We start from the raw sequence: 23765 nt of genomic DNA on the forward strand, positions 1-23765 counted from the left end.
TTTTATTGTTTTTAGCATCACTGGATTTAACGATATATTTTGTTGGTCTTTGGCACTTGTGATACTTTGAAATCTTTATCTTCAGGTTTTGCACTCATAAAAAACTCCAGAAGACCTCCCGTAGTTATTTCTGAATGGGTAATATAGGTTCTGTTCAGTTTCTTTCCGTTTAGTTTAACCGCTTTTACAAACACTTTATCTTTATCAAAATCTTTTGCTCTAATGGTGAATTCTTTTCCGTGGGGAAGCTTAATAACAGCCTCTTCAAAAAGTGGACTTCCCAGTTCGTAAATTCCCTGTGCAGGATTCACGGGGTAGAAGCCCATGGAACTAAAAATAAACCACGACGACATTTGGCCACAATCTTCATTCCCACAATGCCCGTTCGGCTCGTTACGGTATTGAGTATTGAGGATCTGCCTGATTAATTTTTGTCCTTCAGAGGGTTTGTCTGTATAATTATATAAATATGCAACATGGTGACTAGGTTCATTGCCATGTGCGTACTGGCCAATCATTCCAGTACTAAAAATTGGCAATTCATCATCTGCTGTAGGGTGCAGACTAAACATGGAATCTAATTTTTGAGTGAAATATTCCCTGCCACCTGTTGCCTTTTTTAAACCTTTAATGTCCTGGGGTACAAACCAGAAATACTGCCAGGCATTACTTTCACTAAAGAACCTGGTGTATTCCTTCGGAAGAAATGGAGTTATAAATTTTCCTTCTCTGTCTTTTGGTCTAAAAAAACTGGTTTCCTGATCATATAAATTTTTCCAGTTTTCTGAACGTTTTAAAAAATACTTATAATCCTCTGTTTTTCCGAGGTCTTTTGCAAACATGGCGATGCACCAATCATCATAAGCATATTCAAGGGTTTTTGAGACCGACCAATCTTCGTTCTCATCTCCTGCTGGCACATAACCATAGTCACGATAAACATCTATGCTCCTGTCATTGGCCATGGCACTTGCCTTACAAGCTTCATAAGCCAAATCTGCATCAAAATTAAAACCCTTAAAATAGGCATCTACAACTACCGGAACTGCATGATAACCCAGCATCATATTAGTTTCATTTCCCTGCATAGACCAGACAGGTAATAACCCCGTCTCTTTGTAATGGGCAAGCAAAGAATTGATAAAATGAGGCACCTTTTCCTGCTGAATTATGGTATATAAAGGATGGGCAGCCCTAAAAGTATCCCACAGAGAAAAAGTATCGTACCTGTCAAATCCTTCTGAATTTTCTATTTGATGATTAGGGGCTTTGTAATTACCTGAAGGATCACTTAGCAATGTTGGTGCAAGCATAGAGTGATACATCATGGTGTAGAACACCGCCTTCTGATTCTCATCAGGAGTTTCAATTTTTATTTTTTGAAGTTCTGACTCCCAAATTTCTGCAGCCGCTTTTTTGTAAGAATTAAAATTGAAGTGAGGTGCTTCCACTTCTAAAGATTCGTATGCCCCTTCTATACCGGCCGTAGAAAATCCTGTTTTAATAACAATCTGTTCATTGCTCTGGGTACTGTAATGAACTTCTACACGGGTATTTGCTCCTTCAACAGGATTACCTGTTCTTTGCTCATTCTGAAAAAGATCAAAGGCTTTAAAGGGCTTGGAAAAATTCATTACAAAATAAACCCGTTGATCTTTCGCCCAACCGGTTGACTTCCTGTAACCTTCAATAACCGAATCATTCACAACGTTAAAATATGTCTCTGTAGGCCTGTCCCAGTTTAAGGAATACCCTAAATCTACATGTATGGTGGTATTCTTATCTTCTGGAAATGTGTAACGGTGAATTCCTGTTCTTCTTGTTGCGGTAAGCTCGGCAGTAATACCATAATCCAGAAGCTCTACGCTGTAATATCCAGGAGATGCTTCTTCCTGTTGATGATCAAATTTGGAAAAAGGCTTAAAATTATTCTCTTTGATCCTTTTATTAAACCTGCTGTTAACCGGCATTACAAGAATATCATAAAGATCTCCCGCTCCGGTACCTGAAAGGTGCATGTGAGAAAATCCACTTATAATGGAATCCTGATAAAAATATCCTGCGATTCGATCCCATCCCGGAATCCCGATATCCGGACTTAACTGGACCATTCCGAAGGGGACAGTTGCCCCGGGGTATGTATTCCCTGGGCCATCTGTACCTATAAAAGGGTTCACATGATCTACTAACCTCTTCTCCTGAGCAAATAAATTCAGAGAAAGAAAAACCAGGATTAAAGGCAATAGTCTGTACATTCTAATTATCTCTTGATTCTTTTATAGCTTTCAAATGGTCATCTGTCAAAGCTCCTCCATCAAAAAAGGAAACTCCCCTTGCTCCATTTGCTTTAGCCAGCTCAATTGCTTCTGAAACTTCTTCCCCACTCAATGGAGGCACATAAATTCCTGTATGTAGCTGTGTGTTTCGACCCTCCAGGTCTTTAACACCCTGCCTTGTAGCAAAGCCTATCCAGTCAAGTTCTTCATTGTAGAAGTTTTGATAGATCATTGGAAGTACCATATCTACATTCCATTTATCCCAACGTTGACGTACCATATGGTCGGCCATTTCGGGGTAAGGAAAAACAGCTGCAGTAAGCTTAAGGTTATTTTCTTTGGCAATCTTATAGGCGTCGTCTACAACGGCTTTAATTTTATTAAGACGGAATTGTTTCCATTCCATATCAATAGCGGGGTTTTCGAACTCTCTTGGGTTTTTGTGATGTTCTTTTTCAAATTCGGCCACACAAACGTCACAGTAACAGAAATCGAATTCGGCCAGTTCCTCATTTTGCTCCAAATCATATTTTGGAAGCAGTCCAATAGGCAGGAAAATATCCGGGAAGCGAATATAATCAAGATGGATACTTTCTATGCCCTCAACTTTTGCAAGACCCTCTACCAAACTTAGAACATGTTCTCTAGACTCTTTTCTGGTAGGGCACAACCATTGATAATAATCTACATAAGGCCGTGTGTCAAAGTTAGATTTTCCTTCCCTGCTCACCACATACCATTCAGGGTGTTGTTGGGCAACGGCATCTCCTGGACGGTTCATAGTAAACATCCATGCATGTACCTCAAGACCTTCCTTGCTGGCCAGGGGAACTAAATGTCTTAAAACCTCTGGATCTGTCTCTGTATTGATGAGTACCGCATCAATGCCATTTTCCTTATATTTTTTAAATTTCTGGGTGTACTCTGCATCAGTTTTATCGGGATTTGCGGTAATCCAGGTCCAGTATTTGAAATCCTCCTGTTTAAGATCTGTAGTATCAACAGATGCCTGAGTATCCTGGTGGGCTTCAGATTTATTCACACACGATACAAGTGAAGCGGTTAACAAAAGGAAAAGTAGACTGAGCTTTTTCATTATTTTTACGTTTAAAGTTTTACAAATTTACCATCCTCTTTGATTAAAAGGATATCATCTGAATAAGGACTTTTTACAGATATATTCCAGCCACTTAAATGTTGTTCATAAGTGGGTTTAAGTTGAAGATCATTTAAAGAGGGTTGCGGAGTAGAAAGAGCTTTGAGGTTTGGTGCCCACTTAGCGTGTTTGGCAAAGTAGCTCTTTTGTTTTCTATAAAGATCGTATAACCACCACTTTATGTGTTCCTCTTCAGGAATTGCAAACTCATCCACATCACCTACAGCTTTCTCCGAGAAATAGACGTAACCCCATTTTTCCGGTTCATGCATATTGATGACGTGTTGAGGAGACCATACCCAGTTATATTCGGGTAAATAATTTCCCTCTTTATCTTTTTTCCTTGAGTAAGTATTGTCCTGTATATCATGATCCCAGTTTACCCTGGAAAAATTAATCCTCCAAAACTCATTTTTGGGAATTCTTGTATGAGTATTTGCTTCTTTAAGAACCTCCCACGGAATTGCCACTTCAACACTCCAAAAGGCATCCTGATCTTTGGGATTGTTCAGACTTCCATCAATAAATACAGCCGATTTTAAACCCTGGATATCCCAACTGTCTACAATAGGCCCCGGTTCACGGTAGGGTTTTGCAATAAAAAGATCCCACACGGTATTTAATGCGTTTACTTCAAATTCAAGGTAATTATGTGTATCACCGTCAGGATCTATAAATATCTCGAAGTCATTATTGTAAAAAATAACTGTGTCTCTTTGTTTTAAGGTTCCCCATACATGTGGTTCCTCCATCTTTGCATAAAAGTATAGATATGTCTCATCGTACAACATCTTCATACGAGTTTGAAATTTGGGATTTTTATGTCCCTCTATATCTATAAAATCATCGCTAAATTCTGCCTTTTTCCAGGAATCGTCGTTAGCCTTTCCATCAATTTCTATTGCCCCCTCTGCTTTATAAGCTATATATGAACGGGGCGCAGGATGGCTTTGTGCAAGTATAAATTGACACTGGAGGACAAGGAGGAATATTATTACTGGGATTTTTTTCATTACAAGCTGTTGTCTTTAATGAATGTTAGTATTTCACTTATTTTCCCATAGGCAAGAGCAGTAACTGTATCGGCTGCGCCATAATAAAGTGCAAGTTTGTCTTCTTCTATAGAATGTAAAGCTGCGCATGGAAACAAGACGTTTGGCACATCGCCTGTTAGCTCATAGATTTCTGAAGGTGCAAGAAGATATGGCTGGGTTCTAAACTTCACTTTTTCGGGTTGCTCTTCATCCAAAATTGCCGCACCTACAGAATACCTGAAGCCATTACATGTGTTTATTACCCCGTGATAAAATAAAAGCCATCCTTCTTCTGTAAGAATGGGGACAGGACCGGCACCTATTTTGGTACACTGCCATGCACTTTGTTCAAAGGGCGATACTTTCATCACACACCTATGTTCCCCCCAGTACTTCATGTCTGGGCTGTAGCTAATGTAAATATCTCCAAAAGGGGTATGACCGTTATCGCTGGGGCGACTCAACATTGCGTATTTCCCGTTGATTTTCTTCGGAAAAAGGACTCCATTACGATTAAATGGAAGGAAAGCATTTTCACACTGAAAGAATTCCTTAAAATCAAAGGTATAGCCTATGCCGATAGTAGGGCCATGATAGCCATTACACCAGGTAATCCAGTATCTATCTTCAATAAATGTCACCCTTGGGTCATATTTATAATCTGAAGCAATCATATCGGTATTCCCCGGATTGAATTGGATAGGATCATGTTCTATATCCCAGTTTAGCCCGTCTTTACTAAATCCCGCAAAAATGTTCATTTGAACCGATTTGTTGTCACATCGGAACACACCTGCATAACCCTCACCAAAAGGAACAACAGCACTATTAAAGATACTGTTGGAACTAGGTATGGCATACCTGTCAATTATAGGATTTTCGCTGTAGCGCCACATGACACTGTTAGAACCTGCTGGGCGGTCTTGCCAGGGAATAGGATTAGATTTCAAGTTCATTCTTTGTATTTTTTAATTTTGTCTAACCATGTAAACTTTAATATGGTAGTGGTTACTATAAAAATCGATAAGGCTATTAATGCTTTTGGATAATCTCTCACCACAAAATATATCGGCATTAGAATCATTGAAGATTGCCAGATTATACCCACAATACAGTTAAACATATCGAGGTTAAAATCTTTATTTTTTTCAATACTTATTCCCTCTTCACGAATCATTGTCCTTACCGGTTTCCACCAACCCCAGGGTCTTACGTTGGTATAGAATTCTTTTAAAGTTGCAGAATTTGTAGGCCGGCTTAAAAATGTACCAAATATACATCCTGCCAGAGAAACCAGAAATATTATAGGGAACAGGTAAATAGCAGGAATATGAGCCAATTCGAACAAAACAGAACCGGGTGTAAAGTTATCTTTATTAAAATCGAGCAAGAACTGTAAAGTTGCTATGATTAGTCCGGAGAGCATGCCCCAGAAATATCCCCAACCATTAAATCGCCACCAAATCCATTTCAAAAAATTAGCCGTTACGTAACCCCCATACAGAGCACTGGTAATCCAGAGTGTAATGGAGTTAATAGATTCTGCAAAAAAGCCCATTACCACACCCAGTACCACCACCAGGAAAGAAGACAAATGAGATATTTTTATATAATGTTTATCTGTAGCATTTGGTTTGAAATACTTTTTATAGATATCATTCACAATATATGCTGGTCCGGCATTCACAAAAGCGGAAAACGTAGACATAAATGCCGCCAAGAGACCGGCTAAAAGCAAACCTTTTATCCCCACAGGAATGTGGTTGTTAATCACCTGGGGCAGGAGAATTTCCAGATCATTCCCATTAATACTTCCAGAGCTTGCGAGTTGAGGAGCAATAAAAACGAGTGCAAGTACAACGATGCCACTAATAAGCAAATACCTTGGTATAAAAAGTACCAAATTTGTGAAACCACTCATGTATGCTGCATCTTTTACAGTTCGTGTAGAAAGTATACGCTGCATGTCGTAACTGGGAGTAGGCCCTGCAACACTGGCAAAAAAGCCTTTAAATAGAGTCATTCCTATAAAAGCACCAAACATTTTATACCCCTGGGTATCTATTAGGTGGTTAAATTTCTCTTCTTTTCCATTCCAGAATGTTTCGAGCTCCCAACCAAAGAAGATATTTTTCCATTCCCCGGGAATAATAGCCGAGATCTGGGCATCGGTTAAATAAATGAAGGTGTATGCCGTAACCAGAAGCCCTGCTACTACCATGATTAGGTACTGCAATACTTCAGTAGCCACTACAGAGAACATACCGCCTTTAATCGTGTAAATGGTGGTGAGGAAAATTATGATTAATGCATAACACTGTTCCGAAGCCAAAACTTCATATCCAATGAAATTAACCGACATATCCCAGGGAAGAATAACAGTCATGAATTTTCCCACGCCTTCAAAAAAATATGCGATAAACCCAATAGCTGCTACAACAGCAAATACCGCCACAATAAAATGAGAGGCCCTGCCTGCTTTATCATCTCCAAAACGTGTGAGAATCCATTCTGATCCTGTCATAACTTTTGAACGCCTTATCCACACCGCGAGGAACATCATTATAAACACCTGGTTCCATACCGGCCACATCCACATGAACATGAAGCTTTTGACACCATACAAAAATAATATCCCCACCATCCAGGCAGTCCCTGAAACATCAAACATCCCAGATCCATTACTTAAACCCAGGTAATACCACTTTATTGATTTTCCTCCTAAAAAATAAGAGTCGAGGCCTTTTGAAGCTTTTTTAGAAACATAGATCCCTACTCCAAGCGTTACTGCTATATAGAGTAAAATAATAATTACATCAAGAGTTGCCATTACTTCGCAGTTGTATTATTAATACCCCAGTTAAGGTTAGGCTCAGGTCCCATTTTAAAGTGTAACTGCCCACCTTGTAAAATTTCATCATGTGTTATAAAAGTACGGTCCAGATTGGTGCCGTTTAGTTGGGCAGATTGGATATAAATATTAACATCGGATACATCTTCTGCTATGATTTTAAAACTCTTTCCATCCTGAAGCTGAATGACAGATTCTTCAAATAATGGACTTCCTATTTCGTATTGGGCTGATACCGGATTAAGTGGATAAATTCCCATCGAGCTAAGAACAAACCAGGCCGACATTTGCCCGGCATCTTCGTTTCCGCTTAAACCATCAGGTTGTGTGCTATATTGAGTTTTGAGAATCTCCCTCACCCAATACTGGGTACGCCAGGGTTGATTTACTTTATTGAATAAATAAGCTATATGATGACTAGGTTCATTACCGTGGGCATATTGACCTATAAGCCCCGAAATATCAGCTGAAACATTATCTCCTGTTATTTCAGAACTTTCGGTAAAAAGTTGTTCCAGCCTTTCGCTAAATTTTTCCTGACCATGAAGAGCTACAAAGGCCTCAGGCTCATGTAGTACAAACCAGCTATGCTGCCAGGCATTCCCTTCGGTATAATCTGTGTGTTCTCTGTGATTGGAGAATTTTGGATCAAAAGGTTCATTCCATACCCCATCTTTAGTCTTACCTCGCATAAAGCCCGTTTCAGGGTCAAATAATTCCTGGTAGGCCTTTGCTCTTTGAGAAAAATACCTGTAATCCTCGTTTTTCCCAAGGGCCTGGGCCATTTGAGCAACTGCCCAGTCATTGTACGCATATTCAAGAGTAATAGTGACTGACTCATCCAGAAGGTTATATGGTATAAAGCCATATTCTTTGTATAAATCTAATCCGCGTTCATCTTGCATCATCGTATTCTTCATTGCTTCATAGGCGAACTCTACATCAAAATCTCTTATTCCCTTAAAATAAGCTTCAGCTATTACTGGAACTGAATGATATCCTGTCATTGTATTGGTTTCATTGCCATACAGCGTCCACACAGGAAGAATATTTTCAGTTTTATAGTATTCGAGAAGGGACCTGATCATATCCGGCACCTTTTCAGGGTCTGTTAGAGTGAGTAGCGGATGTTGTGCCCTAAAAGTATCCCACAAAGAGAAAGTGGAATAAGCAGTGTAATCTCCTGCTTTAATGATTTCATCATTCTCCTTCCTGAACTCACCATTCTTATCACCAAAGGTTACCGGCGCCAGTTTTGTATGGTAAAGTGCGCTGTAAAATATAGTTTTTAAAGAATCAACCGGGGTTTGTATCTTAATAGTTTCCAAAGCTTCAGCCCACTGTGCGGTTGCTTCCTCTTTTCTTTTATCAAAATTGAAATCGTTCGCATCCAAATTCTCTTTTGCATTTTCAATACTTACCGATGATAATGCCAATTTTACCTGAAGGTTGGTTCCTGTTTCAGCATCAAAGAAAAACTGTGCAGCAGTTTTGACCCCGTTAGCATTGTGGTTATCAACAACTTTCCCATCTGACAGGAAATTAGCATCAACAACAGGTTTGGAAAACTCTGCGACAAAAAAGACTTTTTGATTATTGGCCCAACCGGTACTGTATCTATACCCACTAATAGTAGTGGGGTTTTCAAGTTCAATAGAAGATTCTGTAGGCCTGTCCCAGTTAATTGCAAAACCCAAATCTACTACTACCGTTTGTTCATCTCCCTCTCTAAAAAGGTATTTTTGGTAGCCAGTTCTTTTAGAAGCTGTTAAAAACACCTCTACCTCATGATCATCAAGAAAAACGCGATAAAATCCCGGGGATGCTTCTTCATTCGCATGATCAAACTTTGAGCTATAAGGAATATCATTTCTGGACTTTACAGGCACAGCTAAATCGATTTCTTTATTCACCGGCATAAAAAGTAAGTCCCCCAGATCTCCAATACCTGTTCCGCTAAGGTTTAGATGAGTAAAACCTACTATGGTATCATCTGAATAATGATATCCTGAGCACCAGTCCCAGTCACTAATGCCATTATTAGGACTCAATTGTATCATTCCAAAGGGAGTTGTGGCTCCAGGGTAGGTATGACCATGACCTCCTGTACCCACAAATGGATCTACATAAGAAATGGGCGATGGTTCGGGTTCAACGTTGGCAATACTAACATTCTTTTTACAGGAATAAATGGCAAAAAAAAGTATAAAATATAACGGGAGGGAAGGCTTATTCATTAAGGCAGAATTTGAGGGAACTACAACATTTCCTTAACAAATATCAAGATTTATTTATATATTCCAGATCCAAAAAAGGTAATTTAGACCAACAACAATTTTGGAAAGCTTAACAGCCAGAAATTGGCATTTATGATACTACAAAAGCATTTCGACAAGGTCTTTAACGGCACCTCTGATTACTACAAAATTGGACCAGAACACCATGTATTATTTTGGTTCTGTTATTTTGTTTTTAATGTACTCAGGTGGGGTAGCTACTATGATGATTACTTGTTATCACTCAAGGGAAATATTATAGGCTTCCCTATACATATGTTGCTAAGTTATGTCACCATCTATATCTTTATCCCAAAGTTTATTGAAAAAAGACATTTTTTTAGCTTCGCTGTTTCCGTAATCCTTTCCATATTTTTAATGGTGAGGGTTAAATTTGACCTAACCTCTCTTCTGGTAAGCAGTAATGTATGGCCAGAAGGACCTGTAGAAACCACAACGTTTAGTTTTAACTATGTGATTACCATGATGTTAGGGGAGTTCTATGTAATCTCATTTGTTACAGCACTTAAAATAACTATAGACTGGATGCAGGAGAGCAAAAGAGTTGCTAAACTTGAGAAAACACAACTGGAAACCGAATTAAAATTTTTACGTTCCCAGATATCGCCCCACTTTTTCTTTAATACCTTAAACAATATCTACTCTTTATCTCTTGATAAGTCTGTCAAAGCCTCAGAAACTATTTTGAAGCTCTCTGAGTTAATGCGATATCTTCTTTACGAGACCAATGAAAATAAACAGGATCTTCAAAAAGAGATCATCTGCATTCAAAATTATCTGGATCTTGAAAAGATCAGATATGGTGATCTATTACAGGTCAATATGTCAATTACGGGAGATATTGAAGGTAAAAAAGTTTCTTCCATGCTTTTAATTCCTTTTATAGAAAACGCAATTAAACATGGGGCAAATAAAACGATTGGCAAAACCGACATAATTATTACCTTCACCGTTCAGGAGGATTTTCTACTTTTTAAAATCATTAACACGCTACCTCCTCAACCTTCTATGGTTCAATTTAATCAGCCCGGAGGGATTGGAATTGCGAATGTGAGAAAAAGGCTAGAACTGGCATACAGTAAAGACGAATTTGAACTTCAGAATTACGAAGAAAAGAACAGGTATATCGTAAAATTAAAACTGAAACTTCGATGAACTTAAAGTGCATAATTATTGACGATGAACCTTTAGCTATAAATGTAATAAAGAACCATCTGTCTCAATTCAAAGATGTAAGTATTTCAGCCACTTTTAACAACGCAGTTGAAAGCCTGAAATATCTCGAAAATTCTGAGGTAGATCTCCTATTCCTTGATATAAACATGCCTGTTTTAGACGGCTATAGCCTTCTAAAGAGCCTCAGCAAGAAACCCATGGTGATTATTACTACAGCTCATGCCGAATTTGCAGTACAAAGCTACGAACTTGAGGTGCTCGATTATTTGGTTAAACCCATATCCTTTCCCCGCTTTGTAAAAGCCATGAATAAAGCTTTAAAAAGGAATCAAACCACCAGGACCGTAGAAACCACCAGTGAAAAAGATCACATCTTTATTAAAATGGATAAAAAGTTAATGAAGAAGATCTACCTGGATGATATTAAGATAGTAGAGAGCCTAAAAGATTATATTAGAATTATTACCACCAGTGGCAAATACATTGTTCATCAAACCTTAAGTAATTTCACTGATAGTCTTCCTGCTGATAAGTTTATTAGAATTCACAGATCATTTACTATTTCCCTTGATAAAGTAGAGGCCATAGAAGGCAATTGCTTGCAGATTGACGGAAATAAATATACTATTGGTCGAAGCTATTTGAACGATGTAAAAGAAACGCTTCTTAAAACATACTAATGTAAAAGCTTCACCTCAGCCTTATAGTGTAGACCATGCAAGGCTAAATGTCTATTCACAAGGGTTTCAAAAATGGCAATTTCAGGCAGCGTTTTATTGAAAGCCATTTGCACCTGTTAGAGCAAAAAATACCGGAGCTTTTAAAACCCGGTACTTTAATATTTCTTGCCTTGTTGAGCTTTTGCTAAATATCTTTTTTGTCACTACTTAAGCCCCCAATTTTTGTTGGGCTCTCTCCCCATTTGAAAAATCAATTCACCCCCGTCAATAATTTCTGAATGAGATATTGTTGTTCGATTAAAATCCTTACCATTTAATGTGGCCGATTGGATGTATCGATGCTCATCAGAAACATTTACGGCCTTTATTGTAAAAGTATTTCCTTCTGGCAACTTAATTACAGATTGTTCAAAAAGAGGACTTCCAATTTCATATTCGGCAGCAGCCGGATTAAAAGGATACAAGCCCATAGAACTAAAAACATACCAGGCAGACATTTGCCCGGCATCTTCATTCCCGCTCAAACCATCAGGTTGCGTAGAATATTGTGTTGATAAAATTTCCCTTACCCAAAATTGCGTTCGCCAGGGTTTACCTGCTTTGTTGAATAAATATGCAATATGATGGCTTGGCTCATTCCCATGAGCATACTGGCCAATAAGTCCCGATATATCTGCTGAAGCATTTTCTCCCTTAATTTCTGAATCTTCAGTAAAAAGTTGCTCCAGTTTACTGCTGAAATTCTCTGCTCCGCCGTGAAGTTCAATTAGCTCCTGGGGTTCATGTAAAACAAACCAACTATGCTGCCATGCATTACCTTCGGTATAATCTGTATTCTCCATGTGACTGGAAAATTTTGGATCAAACGGTGTATTCCAGGATTTACCATCTTCACTCTTTCCTCTCATAAAACCAGTTTCAGCATCAAACAACTTTTGATATGCTTTGGCTCGATTCGAAAAGTATTTATAATCTTCGGGTTTATTTAAAGCTTTTGCCATTTGAGCAACACACCAGTCGTTATATGCATATTCAAGGGCGTAAGTCACAGATTCATCAAGTTCCCGGAACGGTATATAGCCGTATTCTTTATAAAACTTTAATCCGCGTTGATCCTGCATCATGGTGTTTTTCATGGCTTCATAAGCCTCTGCAACATTAAAATCTCTTATTCCCTTGAAATAGGCCTCGGCAATAACCGGTATAGAGTGGTACCCTGTCATTGTATTGGTTTCATTTCCATAAAGCGTCCAGACCGGCAGCGCTCCTTCAATTTTATAATACGCCAGCATTGATTTTATGATATCTGAAACTTTATCAGGATCGGTCAAAGTGAGTAGCGGTTGCTGTGCCCTAAAAGTATCCCATAAAGAAAGCGTGGTGTAGGCAGTAAAATCCTGTGCCTTTAAAATACTGTCATTTGAAGCACGGAATTCTCCATTCTTATCACTAAATATAACTGGTGCCACTTTAGTGTGATACAAGGCAGTATAGAATATTGTTTTAAGAGAATCCTCTTTCGTCTCCACTTTGATACCTTTTAAAGCATCTTCCCACAATGCAGCAGCCTCATTTTTGGCAACGTCAAAATCGCTTTTTTCATTATCCAGATTCTGTCTCGCATTCTCTATGCTCACCGAAGACAACGCTAATTTTACCTGCAGTTCATTAGCTTTTTCTAAATCAAAAAATAACTGGGTAGCAGTTTTAGCCCCTTCCGCGCTATTTTCATTTACTTCCTGGCCATCACTAACTAATGATTTTGAAACAATAGGACTGGAAAATTTTGCAACAAAAAATACTTTTTGATTCTTTGCCCACCCGGTACTGTGTCTAAATCCGCTTATAGTGTAATCGTCTTCAATCGTTATTTTGGTTGCCAGCGGGGTGTCCCAGTTAATGGCAAACCCGAGATCAACTATTACCGATTGTTCTCCTGCCTGGCTATATTTATATTTTTGATAGCCTGTTCTCGCAGAAGCTGTCAACTCCACCTCTACCTCAGGATCTTCAAGAAAAACCCTGTAGTAACCGGGAGATGCCTCTTCTTTTGAATGGCTAAAAACAGATTTGTACGGAATATCGTCCCTTGTTTCAACCGGAGTGGTTAAATCGATCTTCTTGTTGGCAGGCATAAAAAGCAAATCGGCCAAATCTCCGATTCCGGTACCACTAAGGTGCAAATGACTGAAGCCCACTATAAGGGTGTCAGAAATGTGGTAACCCGAAGACCAGTCCCAACCTTGTTTCCCGTTATCGGGACTTAGCTGGATCATTCCAAAGGGTACGGTGGCACCTGGATAGGTATGGCCATGCCCACCAGTTCCAATAAACGGATCAACAAATGTTGTTACCTGCGCCTCATTAGATGGTTCCTTGTGCATATCACGATTACAGGAAAAGAGGAAGAAGACACCGAGGCTCAATAAGGAAAGGACGTTTTTGTTCATAATCTATATAAGGATTTTCTACTCAAAAATGGCAAATTTAATAAACATTTCAACCCAGCTATTTATTGAGATATTGATATGAGACTTCTCACTTTAAAAAAGGGGTTCCAAAAATGACATTTTTGGAACCCCTTTTTGGTATTTAGAATTTGGTGTTTGGAATTTAGTTCTGAAGCCTTCAAATGTCAGTTCAATATTTCATTAATCTTTTCCACTACCTTTTGCGGCGGAATGCTCCTCATCACCTCTTCATATCCCTGCGGAATGTCTTTTCCGTAGATGGAGGTGGGAATAGCGGGGTATTTCTGAAGATCGGGCAGCAGGGAGTTTGTTTCGGGTTGACGGAATGGGGCGAATCCGGTGTAGGGATGAGTGAGCCCCCAAATAGTGATCACCGGCACTCCAAAATTGGCTGCGAGGTGTCCGTTACCGCTGTCCATTGCCAGCATAAGATCAAGGTTTGAAATAAGAGAAAGCTCTTCTTCAAAAGATAACTTCCCGGCTACTGAAACAGCATTGGGAAATTCTTTCTCCCACGCGGCCAGTTTCCCGGTTTCTTCTTTACCTCCCCCGAACAAAAATATCCTCAAATTTTGCCCTTTTTGAAGCTTCAGTAAAACCTCTTTCATGAGATCTTCGGGATAAGCCTTGGAAGCATGCTGGGCAAAAGGTGCAATTCCTATCCAGTTCTTATCCTTTTCCCCTGTTATAGCGTTAAGATTTTCGGTCAATTCCTGCTTTTGCAGTACCTGCACAGCACTTACGTCAACAGGATAGCCAAGTTTATCAAAAACTTCAGTATACCGCTCATGGGTTGCCTTCAGTTGTTCGAAGATCTTGTTATTGCTGCGGGTGAGGGCTTTTTTCTCCTTCCGGCCTTTGTCCAGCTGGCGTACCGGGATTCCCTTCAGTTTAAAAAACAACTTCAGAATATTAGACCGCAGTACATTGTGAAGGTCGGCAACGGCATCAATTTTAAGGTCGAGCAATTCCGAAGAAAGCCTTTTGAGTCCGAAGATGCCTTTGTGTCTTCCTTTTACTTCAGCTTCAAAAATCTGAACATTAGAAAGATCTTTGAACATGGGGGCGAAAAACCGTGGGGTAAGCAGGGTGAGCTTAACATCGGGATATTTTTCAGTAAAAGCTTTGAGAACAGGCACCATCATCGCCACATCTCCCATGGCCGAGAGGCGTATAACTAAAATGTGGTGCGGTCTTTCCATCCAAAAATGCTATTTTTTAGCCCCTCTTAAAACAGGGTTAAGATCATCATCGTTGTACATCTTCATTTGCCTGTACACCTTCATGTATTTATCACCACTGGCGATATCGCCGAGTAACTGATTGATTGCTGTAGAAAGGTCTACACGCTGCTCCAGCAAGACATCGAGCTTTGCCTGGCATTTAATCATGTGTTCCTGCCCGGCATCAACGCGATTGGCCTCTTCGTTCATGTGATAGATCTTGAGCGCCAGGATAGAAAGCCTGTCAATAGCCCAGGCGGGGCTTTCAGAATTGATCGTCGCATCCTCCTTTGGCTCCACTTCTTTATACTTGTCAAGAAAGTAACTGTCAAGGTATTCCACCATATCGGTACGATCCTGGTTTGAGGCATCAATTTGCCTTTTTAGCTTAAGCGCTGCAACAGGATCAATGTTTGGATCGCGAATAATATCTTCATAATGCCATTGCACGGTATCTATCCAGCACTTGCGGTACAAAAGGTGCTCCAGGAGCTGTTCCTTCTCATCGAAAGGGTTGTGAAACTCCTGCCCTACCGTGTTTATCTCATGATACTTCTCTATTACTTCCTGAAAGATCTTATTTGCTTTATCTGAAAACATATGCTGAAATTTTAGAGGTTCTTCGGAAGAAAAACCACCGATTAACAATTCTGGCAAAGGTACCGGATTTTTAGATTTTTTGAAGGGTGATTTTCAATCTTCTGAAGCTTTGTTACAGCAGCAGAAGCAGCACGGGCAGCAGGATTATGGTGAGAAACAACATTTCTTTGAACCACTGGTCTTTCATACTTTGAAAGTAATTGGTTACCATAATTGCTAATGGCGCGAAGAAAAACATCAATTCACTGCCATTTTTGGTAGGTGCCAGGACCCCAACAGTTAAAGCCACCCCGGCACAAAATAAAATTATGAACAGGGAAGATTTGGCGTTGGCACTGGCTTTTTGAATGATAAGAACATAGAAAAAAGATGACCACAGGGTAAGCGCAAAGAGAAAAGCCGAAGGAATGAGAAGGGACAGATTGCGGTATTGCTCAAAATCGAGGTTAATTGCCTGGGTCCAGTCGGCCAGGGTGTAGAAGGTGTCGGTAATTAAAAGATCTACACTTGTAACAATGGAGAGCAGTGCCAGAAGGGCCGCCACCGGCACCAGCCAGTTTTTAAACCTGTGCCCCACATGTACCAGAAGGCCAAAGTAGACCACGAATAAGAAAAGAATGCTCCAAAAATAAAAGAGCGATGCTACCCCTATCCAGAAAGTTGCATCAAAGATTTTTTTCACTGTTTCACGCTGTGATTTAAGAGACAGGATGCGGCGCAGCGCAAGGAGTAGAAATAAATTGGCTATTATAACATCATTGTTTTGCAATGCAGCGCTAAACATGCAAAGAAAACCTGCAAACAAAATACTTTTATAGGCATTTCGCCCCGTAAGCTCATTTCTTCCCGAAATAAAATTGAGAATAAAAACACTCAGCACCAGTATCAGGAACATTCCTACCTCCTGCCAAATGACCCAAAAAGGCGCTGAAAACAGTGCCTGCAGGTTAGCAAAAAGATAAAAAATAAAGATGTACACGGCCACTACAATGAAGTTAATAGGCCTTGAATTGCTAAAAAAGCTTGTTAGCATTAGGGTTTTTTATATTTTTGTGGAGTTAAATATAGCTACTATGAAGGATTTTTTCGAGGGGATACAGACCATTTTTGAAGATTACCTGTTCGCACCGTTCAACGGGCTTGCCAATTTAGAACTGGATAGCTGGTGGTTGGCAAACGCTGTAAACTGGATCTTTATGTTAATTGCGGCAGCAGCTTTTATTTACTGGATGTTGCAGCTAAAGAAATTCAACGACCGTAACGAGGAAAAGCGCGAAACCAGCGCCCATTCTTTCCTGGGCTAGAGGTCAAAACCTATATCCTTCCTAAAATACATCTTATCAAAATGAAGTTTTTCTGCATTTTGATAAGATTTTTTTATGGCCTCCCGGAAATCTTTTCCAAAAGAGGTGATAGCGATAACACGGCCACCATTGGTTAAGACCTTTCCATCTTTTTCTACAGTTCCTGCGTGAAAAACGATTGATCCGTCGATGTCATTAAGACCGGTAATTTCTTTTCCCTTTTCGTAATCTTCAGGATATCCGCCAGATACCAGCATTAAAGTAGCTGCAGCTTCTTCCTTCACCTTAAGCTCAATTTCACTCAGTTTCCCTTCAGAAATTTTCTGAAATACCTCAACAAGATCAGATTCTACCCTGGGTAATACAACCTCTGTTTCGGGATCACCCATTCTTACGTTGTATTCAATAACATAAGGCTCTTCTCCAACTTTAATAAGACCAATAAAAACAAAACCTTTATAGTCAATATCTTCGGCTTCAAGCCCGGCAATAGTCGGTTTTACAATCCTCTCTTCAACCTTCTGCATAAAAACATCATCGGCAAAAGGAACAGGTGAAATTGCACCCATTCCGCCGGTATTTAGGCCTGTGTCTCCTTCGCCAATCCGCTTATAATCCTTTGCTGTTGGCAGGATCTTATAATTCTTTCCATCGGTAAGTACAAAAACACTGAGCTCAATCCCCTCCAGGAATTCTTCGATCACCACGGTATTTCCGGCAGATCCAAATTTATTTTGGGTGAGCATATTTTCCAGTTCATTCTGTGCTTCTTCAAGGGAATTCAGGATCAGGACACCTTTTCCGGCAGCAAGACCATCAGCTTTTAGCACGTACGGTGGCTTGAGGGTGGTAAGAAATTCCTTTCCGGCGGCAAGACTTTCTTTAGTAAAGCTCTCATACGCCGCAGTAGGAATGTTGTGCATGGCCATAAACTCCTTGGCTCTCTCTTTACTTCCTTCCAGCAAGGCACCTCTCTTTGACGGGCCAATTACCGCTACCTGCTTCAATTGCTCATCCTGCCTGAAAAAATCAACGATACCATTAACCAGGGGATCTTCTGGCCCCACCACCATCATCTCAATTTTTTCCCTTAGCACCAGCTCTTTTACAGCTTCAAAATCATTGACACTCACCGCTACATTTGTAGCTATAGCCGAGGTGCCGGCGTTACCGGGTGCTATAAAGAGTTTATCGCAGTGACTGCTTTGAGATAGTTGATGTGCGAAAGTATGTTCGCGGCCTCCTGAACCAAGGATGAGAATATTCATAGGTGTATGTTTTCTTTCTTGGCTCAAAAATAATTGTTTGTAAATTGAAGCGCTAACTAATTGGCGTAAAAAACAATTTTAATTTCAACTTTGAACTGGTTCAGCCTCTCCTTACAACTCAACCGTTTTCCTATAAAGACTGCCAAAAAAGTCCTTGAAGAGATCCGGAATATTCCGGAGGAAGAATATAAAACCTATGTCGGGGAAAGAAAAAGAGAAATTGTTGAACACCATTTAAAGCACAATCCATTTTACCGCGATTTCTTCGGAAGCAGTGAATTCAACACCTGGGAAGAGGTGCCGGTAATGCAGAAGAAAGACCTGCAACGACCTCTTAAAGAACGCTTCATCAAAGGTTTTAACGCCGGGAACAGCTATGTTGGAAAGACTTCCGGCTCCAGCGGTCATCCTTTCATTTTTGCCAAAGACAAATTTTGCCACGCCCTCTCGTGGGCCGAATTCTACGACCGTTACCGCTGGTACAATATTGATCTCGACAAATCTTTACAGGCCCGCTTCTACGGAATTCCCTTTGACCAGTATGGCTATTTCAAAGAACGGCTAAAAGATTACTTTGGCAGGAGATACCGGTTTCCCATTTTCAATCTTAATGATGAAAAGATGGAAGAATTCCTGCTGAAGTTTCAGAAAAGGCCTTTTGAATACATAAACGGCTACACCAGCTCTATCCTGCTCTTTGCTAAATTCCTTCAGAAAAAGAACCTGGTTCTAAAGAATATTTGTCCCAGCCTGAGGCTTTGCATTGTCACCAGCGAAATGTTGTTTGAGGAAGACAGGAAACTTATGGAAAAGACCTTTGGGATACCAATTGTTAATGAATACGGCGCGAGTGAACTGGGGCTGCTGGCATTTCAGAATACCGCAGGGGAATTGGTGCTCAACAGCGAAACCCTTTTTGTGGAAATTCTGGACGAGACAGGCAAAGCCGTAGCCCCGGGCGAAGAGGGACGCATCGTAATTACCTCGCTCTACAACAAAGCGCATCCTTTTATTCGATACGACATTGGCGACAGCGGTGCTCTTGCTGAAAACTCAAGTGTCAAAAAGGGCATTTTGAAGAAACTTTTAGGAAGGACAAATGATGTTGCCTTTTTACCGAGCGGAAAAGTAGTACCCGGCCTAACTTTCTATTACGTCACCAAAACTGTGATTGAAAACAGCGGAAATATCAAAGAATTTATTGTGCAGCAGACTGCTCCCGGCTCTTTTAAAGTGATTTATGTTTCTGAAGATGAATTAAAGCCGCCTCAAAAGAAAAAGATCGAAGCTGCTATGGAAACTTACCTCGAAAAAGGGCTAAACCTAAGCTTTGAACATAAACTGCTGCTTGACCGAAGCAAAAGAGGAAAGCTGAAGCAGTTTGAATCACTTGTGTAAGGAGACTTTCTGTTTCTGTTTCACAAAAAGTTGCTCCCACAGGAACAATACCATCCAAAAAAGGCTTTTTACAGCTGAATATTTGAGCACCTCCCTATAAACCTTATAGTTATACCCAAGCATCTCCATTTTGTTCTGGGAAATTGAGCCTCTGCGTTCCCGGTAGATGGCGAGCGGTTCCTCAATTCCTTTGGCGCCACCTGCTTTTCTCACTGCCAACAGCCAAAGGCCCCAATCCTGCCTTTTCCTGATAAGCGGACAATAGATCTTCCCCAGCGATCGGGCATCATAGATTCCAGTGAGGTTGCCAATATAATTTGCTTTCTTAAGTTTTGAAAAAGTGAGGGTTTTGAGTGCCTTTATTTGTTTATTCAGGCTTTCACCATCTTCACCCATGAGTTCATAGCTGCCATAGCAAACCCTTACTTGCTCCTCCTGCATTAGTTTAAGCTGCTTTTCCAGCTTTTGGGGCTTCCAGAGGTCATCGGCATCCAGAAAGGAGATGAAATCTCCTGTAGCCGCTTTTATACCAATATTTCGGGCGAAACCGGCGCCCTGGTTTGTGGGCAGTACGTGCAGTTTAATGCGGTCATCTTCGGCAATGAAACCTTCAGTAATTTTTGAAGTAGCATCATGCGAGGCGTCGTCAATTATTAGCAATTCCCAGTTAGAATGGGTTTGCTGCTGTACAGAGCGAATACTTTCAGCAATAAAACCGGCAGCGTTATAAGCCGGCATAATGACAGAAACCAAAGACTTTTTCATCATTTTCAGGTTTTAGCCATTATAAAAATTCCTGCGGAACAGCCAAAACATAAGGCCTCAAAAATGCTATTTTCGGATATGTTTTGAGAAGTCTTTATGTTCACTTCTATAGAGTTCTTCCTCACTAAGATCTTTAAAATATTCGTAGGTCTTTTTCATCCCTTCGCTACGTGACACTTGGGGCTCCCAGCCCAAAACCTCTTTAGCTTTAGAAATATCGGGCTGCCGCTGCATAGGGTCATCTTCGGGCAAGGGTTTGTATATGATCTTTTGATCTGTTCCTGTCAACCTGATGATTTCTTCAGCAAAATCTTTAATTGTGATCTCATGCGGGTTTCCAATATTCACGGGATAGGCATAGTCACTTAGCAACAGCCTGTATATTCCCTCTACCTGGTCATCTACATAGCAAAAAGACCTGGTTTGTGAACCATCTCCAAAAACGGTAAGGTCTTCCCCTCTCAAAGCCTGGCCGATAAATGCAGGGATCACACGCCCGTCGTTTAACCTCATTCTGGGCCCGTAGGTATTAAAGATTCGCACTATCCTGGTTTCGAGTCCGTGAAAACGGTGATAGGCCATGGTAATAGATTCCTGAAATCTTTTAGCTTCATCATATACGCCGCGGGGGCCAATAGTGTTCACGTTGCCGTAGTATTCTTCGGTTTGGGGATGTACCAGCGGGTCTCCGTAAACTTCCGAAGTAGAAGCAATAAGGATCCTCGCCTTTTTAACCATGGCGAGCCCTAAAAGGTTGTGAGTTCCCAAAGAGCCCACTTTTAGGGTTTGGATAGGGATCTTAAGGTAATCTATGGGACTGGCAGGAGATGCAAAATGCAAAATATAGTCCAGATCTCCCGGTACATGCACAAAAGTGGTCACATCATGATGGTAAAACTCAAAATTCTCCAGCTTAAAAAGATGCTCAATGTTTCTTTTGTCACCTGTGATAAGATTGTCCATTCCAATCACATGGTAACCTTCATTTATAAATTTATCACACAGGTGGGAACCCAGAAATCCTGCAGCCCCGGTGATGAGGATTCTTTTCTTCATTGGTTGGTTTTACCCTCGAAAGTAATAAAATTTAAGGGATACAGCTGTTCCTGAAGGTACAGCAGCAGCAGTTAATGTTGTATTTAAGAATAATTTAACCCAATTTAAGCAAAACTGAAACTAAGCATTGCCCGCAATATGAGTAAATTAGGCTAACAACAGAAAATTATTACCTATGAGAAATTTTTTACGACACCTCAACACCAATGTAAGCGATGCCGAAAGAGGGGCTTCCTTCCTGGCAGGAGCCTATTTTCTTTATGATGCATTGGGAAAGGAAAAGAAAAGCGGCATTGAAGCTGTTATTGCCGGTTACCTGCTATACAGGGGGATCTCGGGAAATTGTTTTCTGTATAACGCCATTGGAAAAACCAAACCCGACAATCGCAGTCGTAATGTAAATATTCAGCTGAGTTTAGTAGTGGATAAACCCCGGGAAGAAGTCTATAACTTTTGGCGGAACCTTGAAAACCTTCCGCTGTTCATGGAGCACCTTGAAAGCGTGGAAAGTCTAAACGACAGTATTTCTGTTTGGGAAGCCCATTTACCGGGACATGTTGGAACGCTAAGGTGGAAAAGTGAAATTGTAAAGGAAAGACCTTTTGAACTGCTGGGCTGGCAATCTTTACCGGGTTCATCTATTGAGAATGCCGGAAAAGTAGAATTTCGCGATGCGGGGGAAGGAACAGAGCTACACATTGTGATCTCCTATCACGCCCCTGGTGGAATACCCGGAGAAAGTGCGGCCCGTCTTTTAAATCCTGTTTTTGAAGATATGGTTGAAGAGGATGTACGCCACTTTAAATGGTTCATTGAGAGGGATTACAACTTTTGACAGAGCTTCTTTACGCTCTCCTTCCAGTGAAGAATAGGCAGGTTAAAAACCTGTTGTACCTTTTCTTTATTCAGTACACTGTAAGACGGCCTCACGGCGAGTGTCTGGTAGTCATTGTTTTCAATCAACTCTACATCAGAACCAGTGATGTCAAGGATTTCTTTGGCAAAATCAAACCAAGTGGCCTCTCCCAGATTACTGTAGTGGTACAAACCAAAGTTTATCTTGCCTGTTGCAATGATCTCCAGAATAAAAGCAGCAAGATCGTGAGCATTAGTCGGAGTTCCCTTTTGGGAAGTAGTGATATTTAAAGTTTCACCTGCCCTGGCTTTTGACCTGATGGTGTTGAAAAAATTCTTCCCGATTTCTGAATATAACCATGAGGTCCTGAAAATGAGATATCGGTTTGTAGCTTCCTGGATATACTGCTCCCCCAGCAACTTCGATGCACCATAGACATTCAGCGGATCAGTAGCGTCTTCTTCGGAATATGGAGAATCTTTCTTTCCATTAAACACATAATCTGTAGAGATGTGAATAAGCGTGCAGCCGGTTTCCTCACAATCTCTGGCAAGATTTCTCACACTTTCAGCATTTAAAAGGTAAGCCATTTCCTGCTCCTTTTCGGCCTGTTCTACATTTGTGTAGGCAGCACAATTGATGCAGATATCAAATTTCTCCCTGCGCATATAAGCTCCCACGACAGCAAATTGTGAAAGATCGAGATCATCTGAAGTTGTGAAGGTAAAATTGAGATCAGGGTACTTTAGAGAAGCCTCTTTAAAGCATTTCCCTAACTGTCCTCCTGCCCCGGTGACCAAAATTTTCATAGCCCCAGTTCTTTAAAAGTGGGAAGATGAGCATCTTTTTCTGAAAGGATGAGCTCATCTTCAGGAAATTCCCAATCTATATTGAAAGTAGGATCATTGTAATAAACACCGGCATCGGCATCTTTGTGAAAGTACTGGTCACATTTATATGCAAATACCGATATTTCAGACAGTGTGAGAAAACCGTGAGCAAATCCGGCAGGCACGAAGAGCTGATGATGGTTTTCGTCGCTTAAAACCACTTTAAATGACTTTTTGTAGGTTGGGGAATCTGGCCGAAGGTCTACTACAACATCCAGAACCTTCCCCACCACAGTCCGCACCAATTTTGACTGCGCATATTTTCCCTTCTGAAAATGAAGGCCTCTCAAAACACCTTTTTTGGAAGATGATTGGTTATCCTGCACAAACTCCATTTCCAGGCCTGTTACCTCTTCAAATCTCCTTTGGCTGAAGCTTTCCAGAAACGTGCCGCGGTGATCCCGAAAAACTGAAGGTTTCAGCAAAAAACAATCTTTTAAAGGAGTCTGTTCAATTTCTAACAT

20 protein-coding genes are annotated in these 23765 nt (G+C 40.5%); 5 read left to right on the forward strand and 15 right to left on the reverse strand.

Annotation, left to right across the window (positions count from 1 at the left end; all coding sequences use genetic code 11):
- Nucleotides 1-26: 26 nt before the first annotated feature.
- From VS868_RS06890 to VS868_RS06915, 6 genes are read right to left on the reverse strand one after another with little or no spacing between them, the layout of a single operon-like run.
- Nucleotides 27-2255 (reverse strand): GH92 family glycosyl hydrolase, encoded by a 2229-nt coding sequence (locus VS868_RS06890; protein WP_345599658.1) that lies wholly within the window; start codon nt 2253-2255, stop codon nt 27-29.
- A gap of 1 nt (nt 2256) precedes the next feature.
- A complete protein-coding gene (locus VS868_RS06895) occupies nt 2257-3372 on the reverse strand; it encodes a putative glycoside hydrolase (protein WP_345599659.1) in 1116 nt (371 codons plus the stop codon).
- A gap of 11 nt (nt 3373-3383) precedes the next feature.
- Complete coding sequence (locus VS868_RS06900) at nt 3384-4445, reverse strand: carbohydrate-binding family 9-like protein (protein ID WP_266069776.1); 1062 nt, start codon at nt 4443-4445, stop codon at nt 3384-3386.
- On the reverse strand, nt 4445-5422 hold the full coding sequence (locus VS868_RS06905) for a glycoside hydrolase family 130 protein (RefSeq protein WP_266069774.1): 978 nt from the start codon (nt 5420-5422) through the stop codon (nt 4445-4447). The genes VS868_RS06900 and VS868_RS06905 overlap by 1 nt, the downstream gene beginning before the upstream one ends.
- Nucleotides 5419-7296, reverse strand: a complete 1878-nt coding sequence (locus VS868_RS06910; protein ID WP_345599660.1) for a sodium:solute symporter family protein — start codon at nt 7294-7296, stop codon at nt 5419-5421. Before VS868_RS06910 ends, VS868_RS06905 begins: the two co-directional genes overlap by 4 nt.
- Nucleotides 7296-9554: a GH92 family glycosyl hydrolase gene (locus VS868_RS06915; RefSeq protein ID WP_345599661.1), complete on the reverse strand. Its 2259-nt coding sequence runs from the start codon at nt 9552-9554 to the stop codon at nt 7296-7298. Before VS868_RS06915 ends, VS868_RS06910 begins: the two co-directional genes overlap by 1 nt.
- Before the next feature lie 132 nt (nt 9555-9686).
- On the opposite strand from VS868_RS06915, the gene VS868_RS06920 reads away from it, so the two are divergent.
- Both VS868_RS06920 and VS868_RS06925 read left to right on the forward strand, forming a co-directional pair.
- A complete protein-coding gene (locus VS868_RS06920; RefSeq protein WP_266069768.1) occupies nt 9687-10769 on the forward strand; it encodes a histidine kinase in 1083 nt (360 codons plus the stop codon).
- Nucleotides 10766-11470 (forward strand): response regulator transcription factor, encoded by a 705-nt coding sequence (locus tag VS868_RS06925; protein WP_266069767.1) that lies wholly within the window; start codon nt 10766-10768, stop codon nt 11468-11470. The genes VS868_RS06920 and VS868_RS06925 overlap by 4 nt, the downstream gene beginning before the upstream one ends.
- Before the next feature lie 203 nt (nt 11471-11673).
- Here VS868_RS06925 and VS868_RS06930 read toward each other — a convergent pair whose 3' ends face one another.
- From VS868_RS06930 to VS868_RS06945, 4 genes are all read right to left on the reverse strand, one after another.
- Nucleotides 11674-13920 (reverse strand): GH92 family glycosyl hydrolase, encoded by a 2247-nt coding sequence (locus VS868_RS06930; RefSeq protein WP_345599662.1) that lies wholly within the window; start codon nt 13918-13920, stop codon nt 11674-11676.
- A 185-nt stretch (nt 13921-14105) separates the two neighbouring features.
- Nucleotides 14106-15143, reverse strand: a complete 1038-nt coding sequence (locus VS868_RS06935) for a glycosyltransferase family 9 protein (protein WP_345599663.1) — start codon at nt 15141-15143, stop codon at nt 14106-14108.
- A 9-nt stretch (nt 15144-15152) separates the two neighbouring features.
- On the reverse strand, nt 15153-15764 hold the full coding sequence (locus VS868_RS06940; RefSeq protein WP_266069762.1) for a DUF4254 domain-containing protein: 612 nt from the start codon (nt 15762-15764) through the stop codon (nt 15153-15155).
- A 112-nt stretch (nt 15765-15876) separates the two neighbouring features.
- Entirely contained in the window at nt 15877-16797 is a 921-nt protein-coding gene (locus VS868_RS06945) for a DUF6427 family protein (protein ID WP_345599664.1), read from the reverse strand.
- Nucleotides 16798-16837: 40 nt separating this feature from the next.
- Between VS868_RS06945 and VS868_RS06950 the strand changes: the two genes are divergently transcribed.
- Complete coding sequence (locus VS868_RS06950; RefSeq protein WP_266069760.1) at nt 16838-17068, forward strand: uracil phosphoribosyltransferase; 231 nt, start codon at nt 16838-16840, stop codon at nt 17066-17068.
- Here VS868_RS06950 and purD read toward each other — a convergent pair.
- Nucleotides 17065-18336: a phosphoribosylamine--glycine ligase gene (purD, locus tag VS868_RS06955; protein ID WP_345599665.1), complete on the reverse strand. Its 1272-nt coding sequence runs from the start codon at nt 18334-18336 to the stop codon at nt 17065-17067. The two genes, VS868_RS06950 and purD, sit on opposite strands and share 4 nt — an antisense overlap.
- Before the next feature lie 90 nt (nt 18337-18426).
- On the opposite strand from purD, the gene VS868_RS06960 reads away from it, so the two are divergent.
- Entirely contained in the window at nt 18427-19734 is a 1308-nt protein-coding gene (locus VS868_RS06960) for a phenylacetate--CoA ligase family protein (protein WP_345599666.1), read from the forward strand.
- Here the strand turns inward: VS868_RS06960 and VS868_RS06965 are convergent.
- On the reverse strand, nt 19723-20502 hold the full coding sequence (locus tag VS868_RS06965; RefSeq protein ID WP_345599667.1) for a glycosyltransferase family 2 protein: 780 nt from the start codon (nt 20500-20502) through the stop codon (nt 19723-19725). The two genes, VS868_RS06960 and VS868_RS06965, sit on opposite strands and share 12 nt — an antisense overlap.
- A 63-nt stretch (nt 20503-20565) precedes the next feature.
- Complete coding sequence (locus tag VS868_RS06970; RefSeq protein WP_266069753.1) at nt 20566-21555, reverse strand: UDP-glucuronic acid decarboxylase family protein; 990 nt, start codon at nt 21553-21555, stop codon at nt 20566-20568.
- Nucleotides 21556-21730: 175 nt separating this feature from the next.
- Between VS868_RS06970 and VS868_RS06975 the strand changes: the two genes are divergently transcribed.
- Nucleotides 21731-22390, forward strand: a complete 660-nt coding sequence (locus VS868_RS06975; RefSeq protein WP_345599668.1) for an SRPBCC family protein — start codon at nt 21731-21733, stop codon at nt 22388-22390.
- Here VS868_RS06975 and rfbD read toward each other — a convergent pair.
- Nucleotides 22378-23220: a dTDP-4-dehydrorhamnose reductase gene (rfbD, locus tag VS868_RS06980; RefSeq protein ID WP_345599669.1), complete on the reverse strand. Its 843-nt coding sequence runs from the start codon at nt 23218-23220 to the stop codon at nt 22378-22380. The genes VS868_RS06975 and rfbD overlap by 13 nt on opposite strands.
- Nucleotides 23217-23765, reverse strand: a complete 549-nt coding sequence (rfbC, locus tag VS868_RS06985; protein WP_345599670.1) for a dTDP-4-dehydrorhamnose 3,5-epimerase — start codon at nt 23763-23765, stop codon at nt 23217-23219. Before rfbC ends, rfbD begins: the two co-directional genes overlap by 4 nt.

Origin of the sequence: Salinimicrobium sp. 3283s, from assembly GCF_039602225.1 — a bacterium.
Taxonomy (GTDB): Bacteria; Bacteroidota; Bacteroidia; order Flavobacteriales; family Flavobacteriaceae; genus Salinimicrobium; species Salinimicrobium profundisediminis.

Coding starts and splice junctions, on each gene's coding strand:
- VS868_RS06910 (WP_345599660.1), bottom strand. CDS start 7,296: ATGGCAACTCTTGATGTAATTATTATTTTACTCTATATAGCAGTAACG.
- VS868_RS06930 (WP_345599662.1), bottom strand. CDS start 13,920: ATGAACAAAAACGTCCTTTCCTTATTGAGCCTCGGTGTCTTCTTCCTC.
- VS868_RS06935 (WP_345599663.1), bottom strand. CDS start 15,143: ATGGAAAGACCGCACCACATTTTAGTTATACGCCTCTCGGCCATGGGA.
- VS868_RS06905 (WP_266069774.1), bottom strand. CDS start 5,422: ATGAACTTGAAATCTAATCCTATTCCCTGGCAAGACCGCCCAGCAGGT.
- VS868_RS06965 (WP_345599667.1), bottom strand. CDS start 20,502: ATGATGAAAAAGTCTTTGGTTTCTGTCATTATGCCGGCTTATAACGCT.
- VS868_RS06915 (WP_345599661.1), bottom strand. CDS start 9,554: ATGAATAAGCCTTCCCTCCCGTTATATTTTATACTTTTTTTTGCCATT.
- VS868_RS06940 (WP_266069762.1), bottom strand. CDS start 15,764: ATGTTTTCAGATAAAGCAAATAAGATCTTTCAGGAAGTAATAGAGAAG.
- VS868_RS06920 (WP_266069768.1), top strand. CDS start 9,687: ATGATACTACAAAAGCATTTCGACAAGGTCTTTAACGGCACCTCTGAT.
- rfbC (WP_345599670.1), bottom strand. CDS start 23,765: ATGTTAGAAATTGAACAGACTCCTTTAAAAGATTGTTTTTTGCTGAAA.
- VS868_RS06925 (WP_266069767.1), top strand. CDS start 10,766: ATGAACTTAAAGTGCATAATTATTGACGATGAACCTTTAGCTATAAAT.
- VS868_RS06895 (WP_345599659.1), bottom strand. CDS start 3,372: ATGAAAAAGCTCAGTCTACTTTTCCTTTTGTTAACCGCTTCACTTGTA.
- VS868_RS06950 (WP_266069760.1), top strand. CDS start 16,838: ATGAAGGATTTTTTCGAGGGGATACAGACCATTTTTGAAGATTACCTG.
- VS868_RS06945 (WP_345599664.1), bottom strand. CDS start 16,797: ATGCTAACAAGCTTTTTTAGCAATTCAAGGCCTATTAACTTCATTGTA.
- VS868_RS06900 (WP_266069776.1), bottom strand. CDS start 4,445: ATGAAAAAAATCCCAGTAATAATATTCCTCCTTGTCCTCCAGTGTCAA.
- VS868_RS06975 (WP_345599668.1), top strand. CDS start 21,731: ATGAGAAATTTTTTACGACACCTCAACACCAATGTAAGCGATGCCGAA.
- rfbD (WP_345599669.1), bottom strand. CDS start 23,220: ATGAAAATTTTGGTCACCGGGGCAGGAGGACAGTTAGGGAAATGCTTT.
- purD (WP_345599665.1), bottom strand. CDS start 18,336: ATGAATATTCTCATCCTTGGTTCAGGAGGCCGCGAACATACTTTCGCA.
- VS868_RS06890 (WP_345599658.1), bottom strand. CDS start 2,255: ATGTACAGACTATTGCCTTTAATCCTGGTTTTTCTTTCTCTGAATTTA.
- VS868_RS06970 (WP_266069753.1), bottom strand. CDS start 21,555: ATGAAGAAAAGAATCCTCATCACCGGGGCTGCAGGATTTCTGGGTTCC.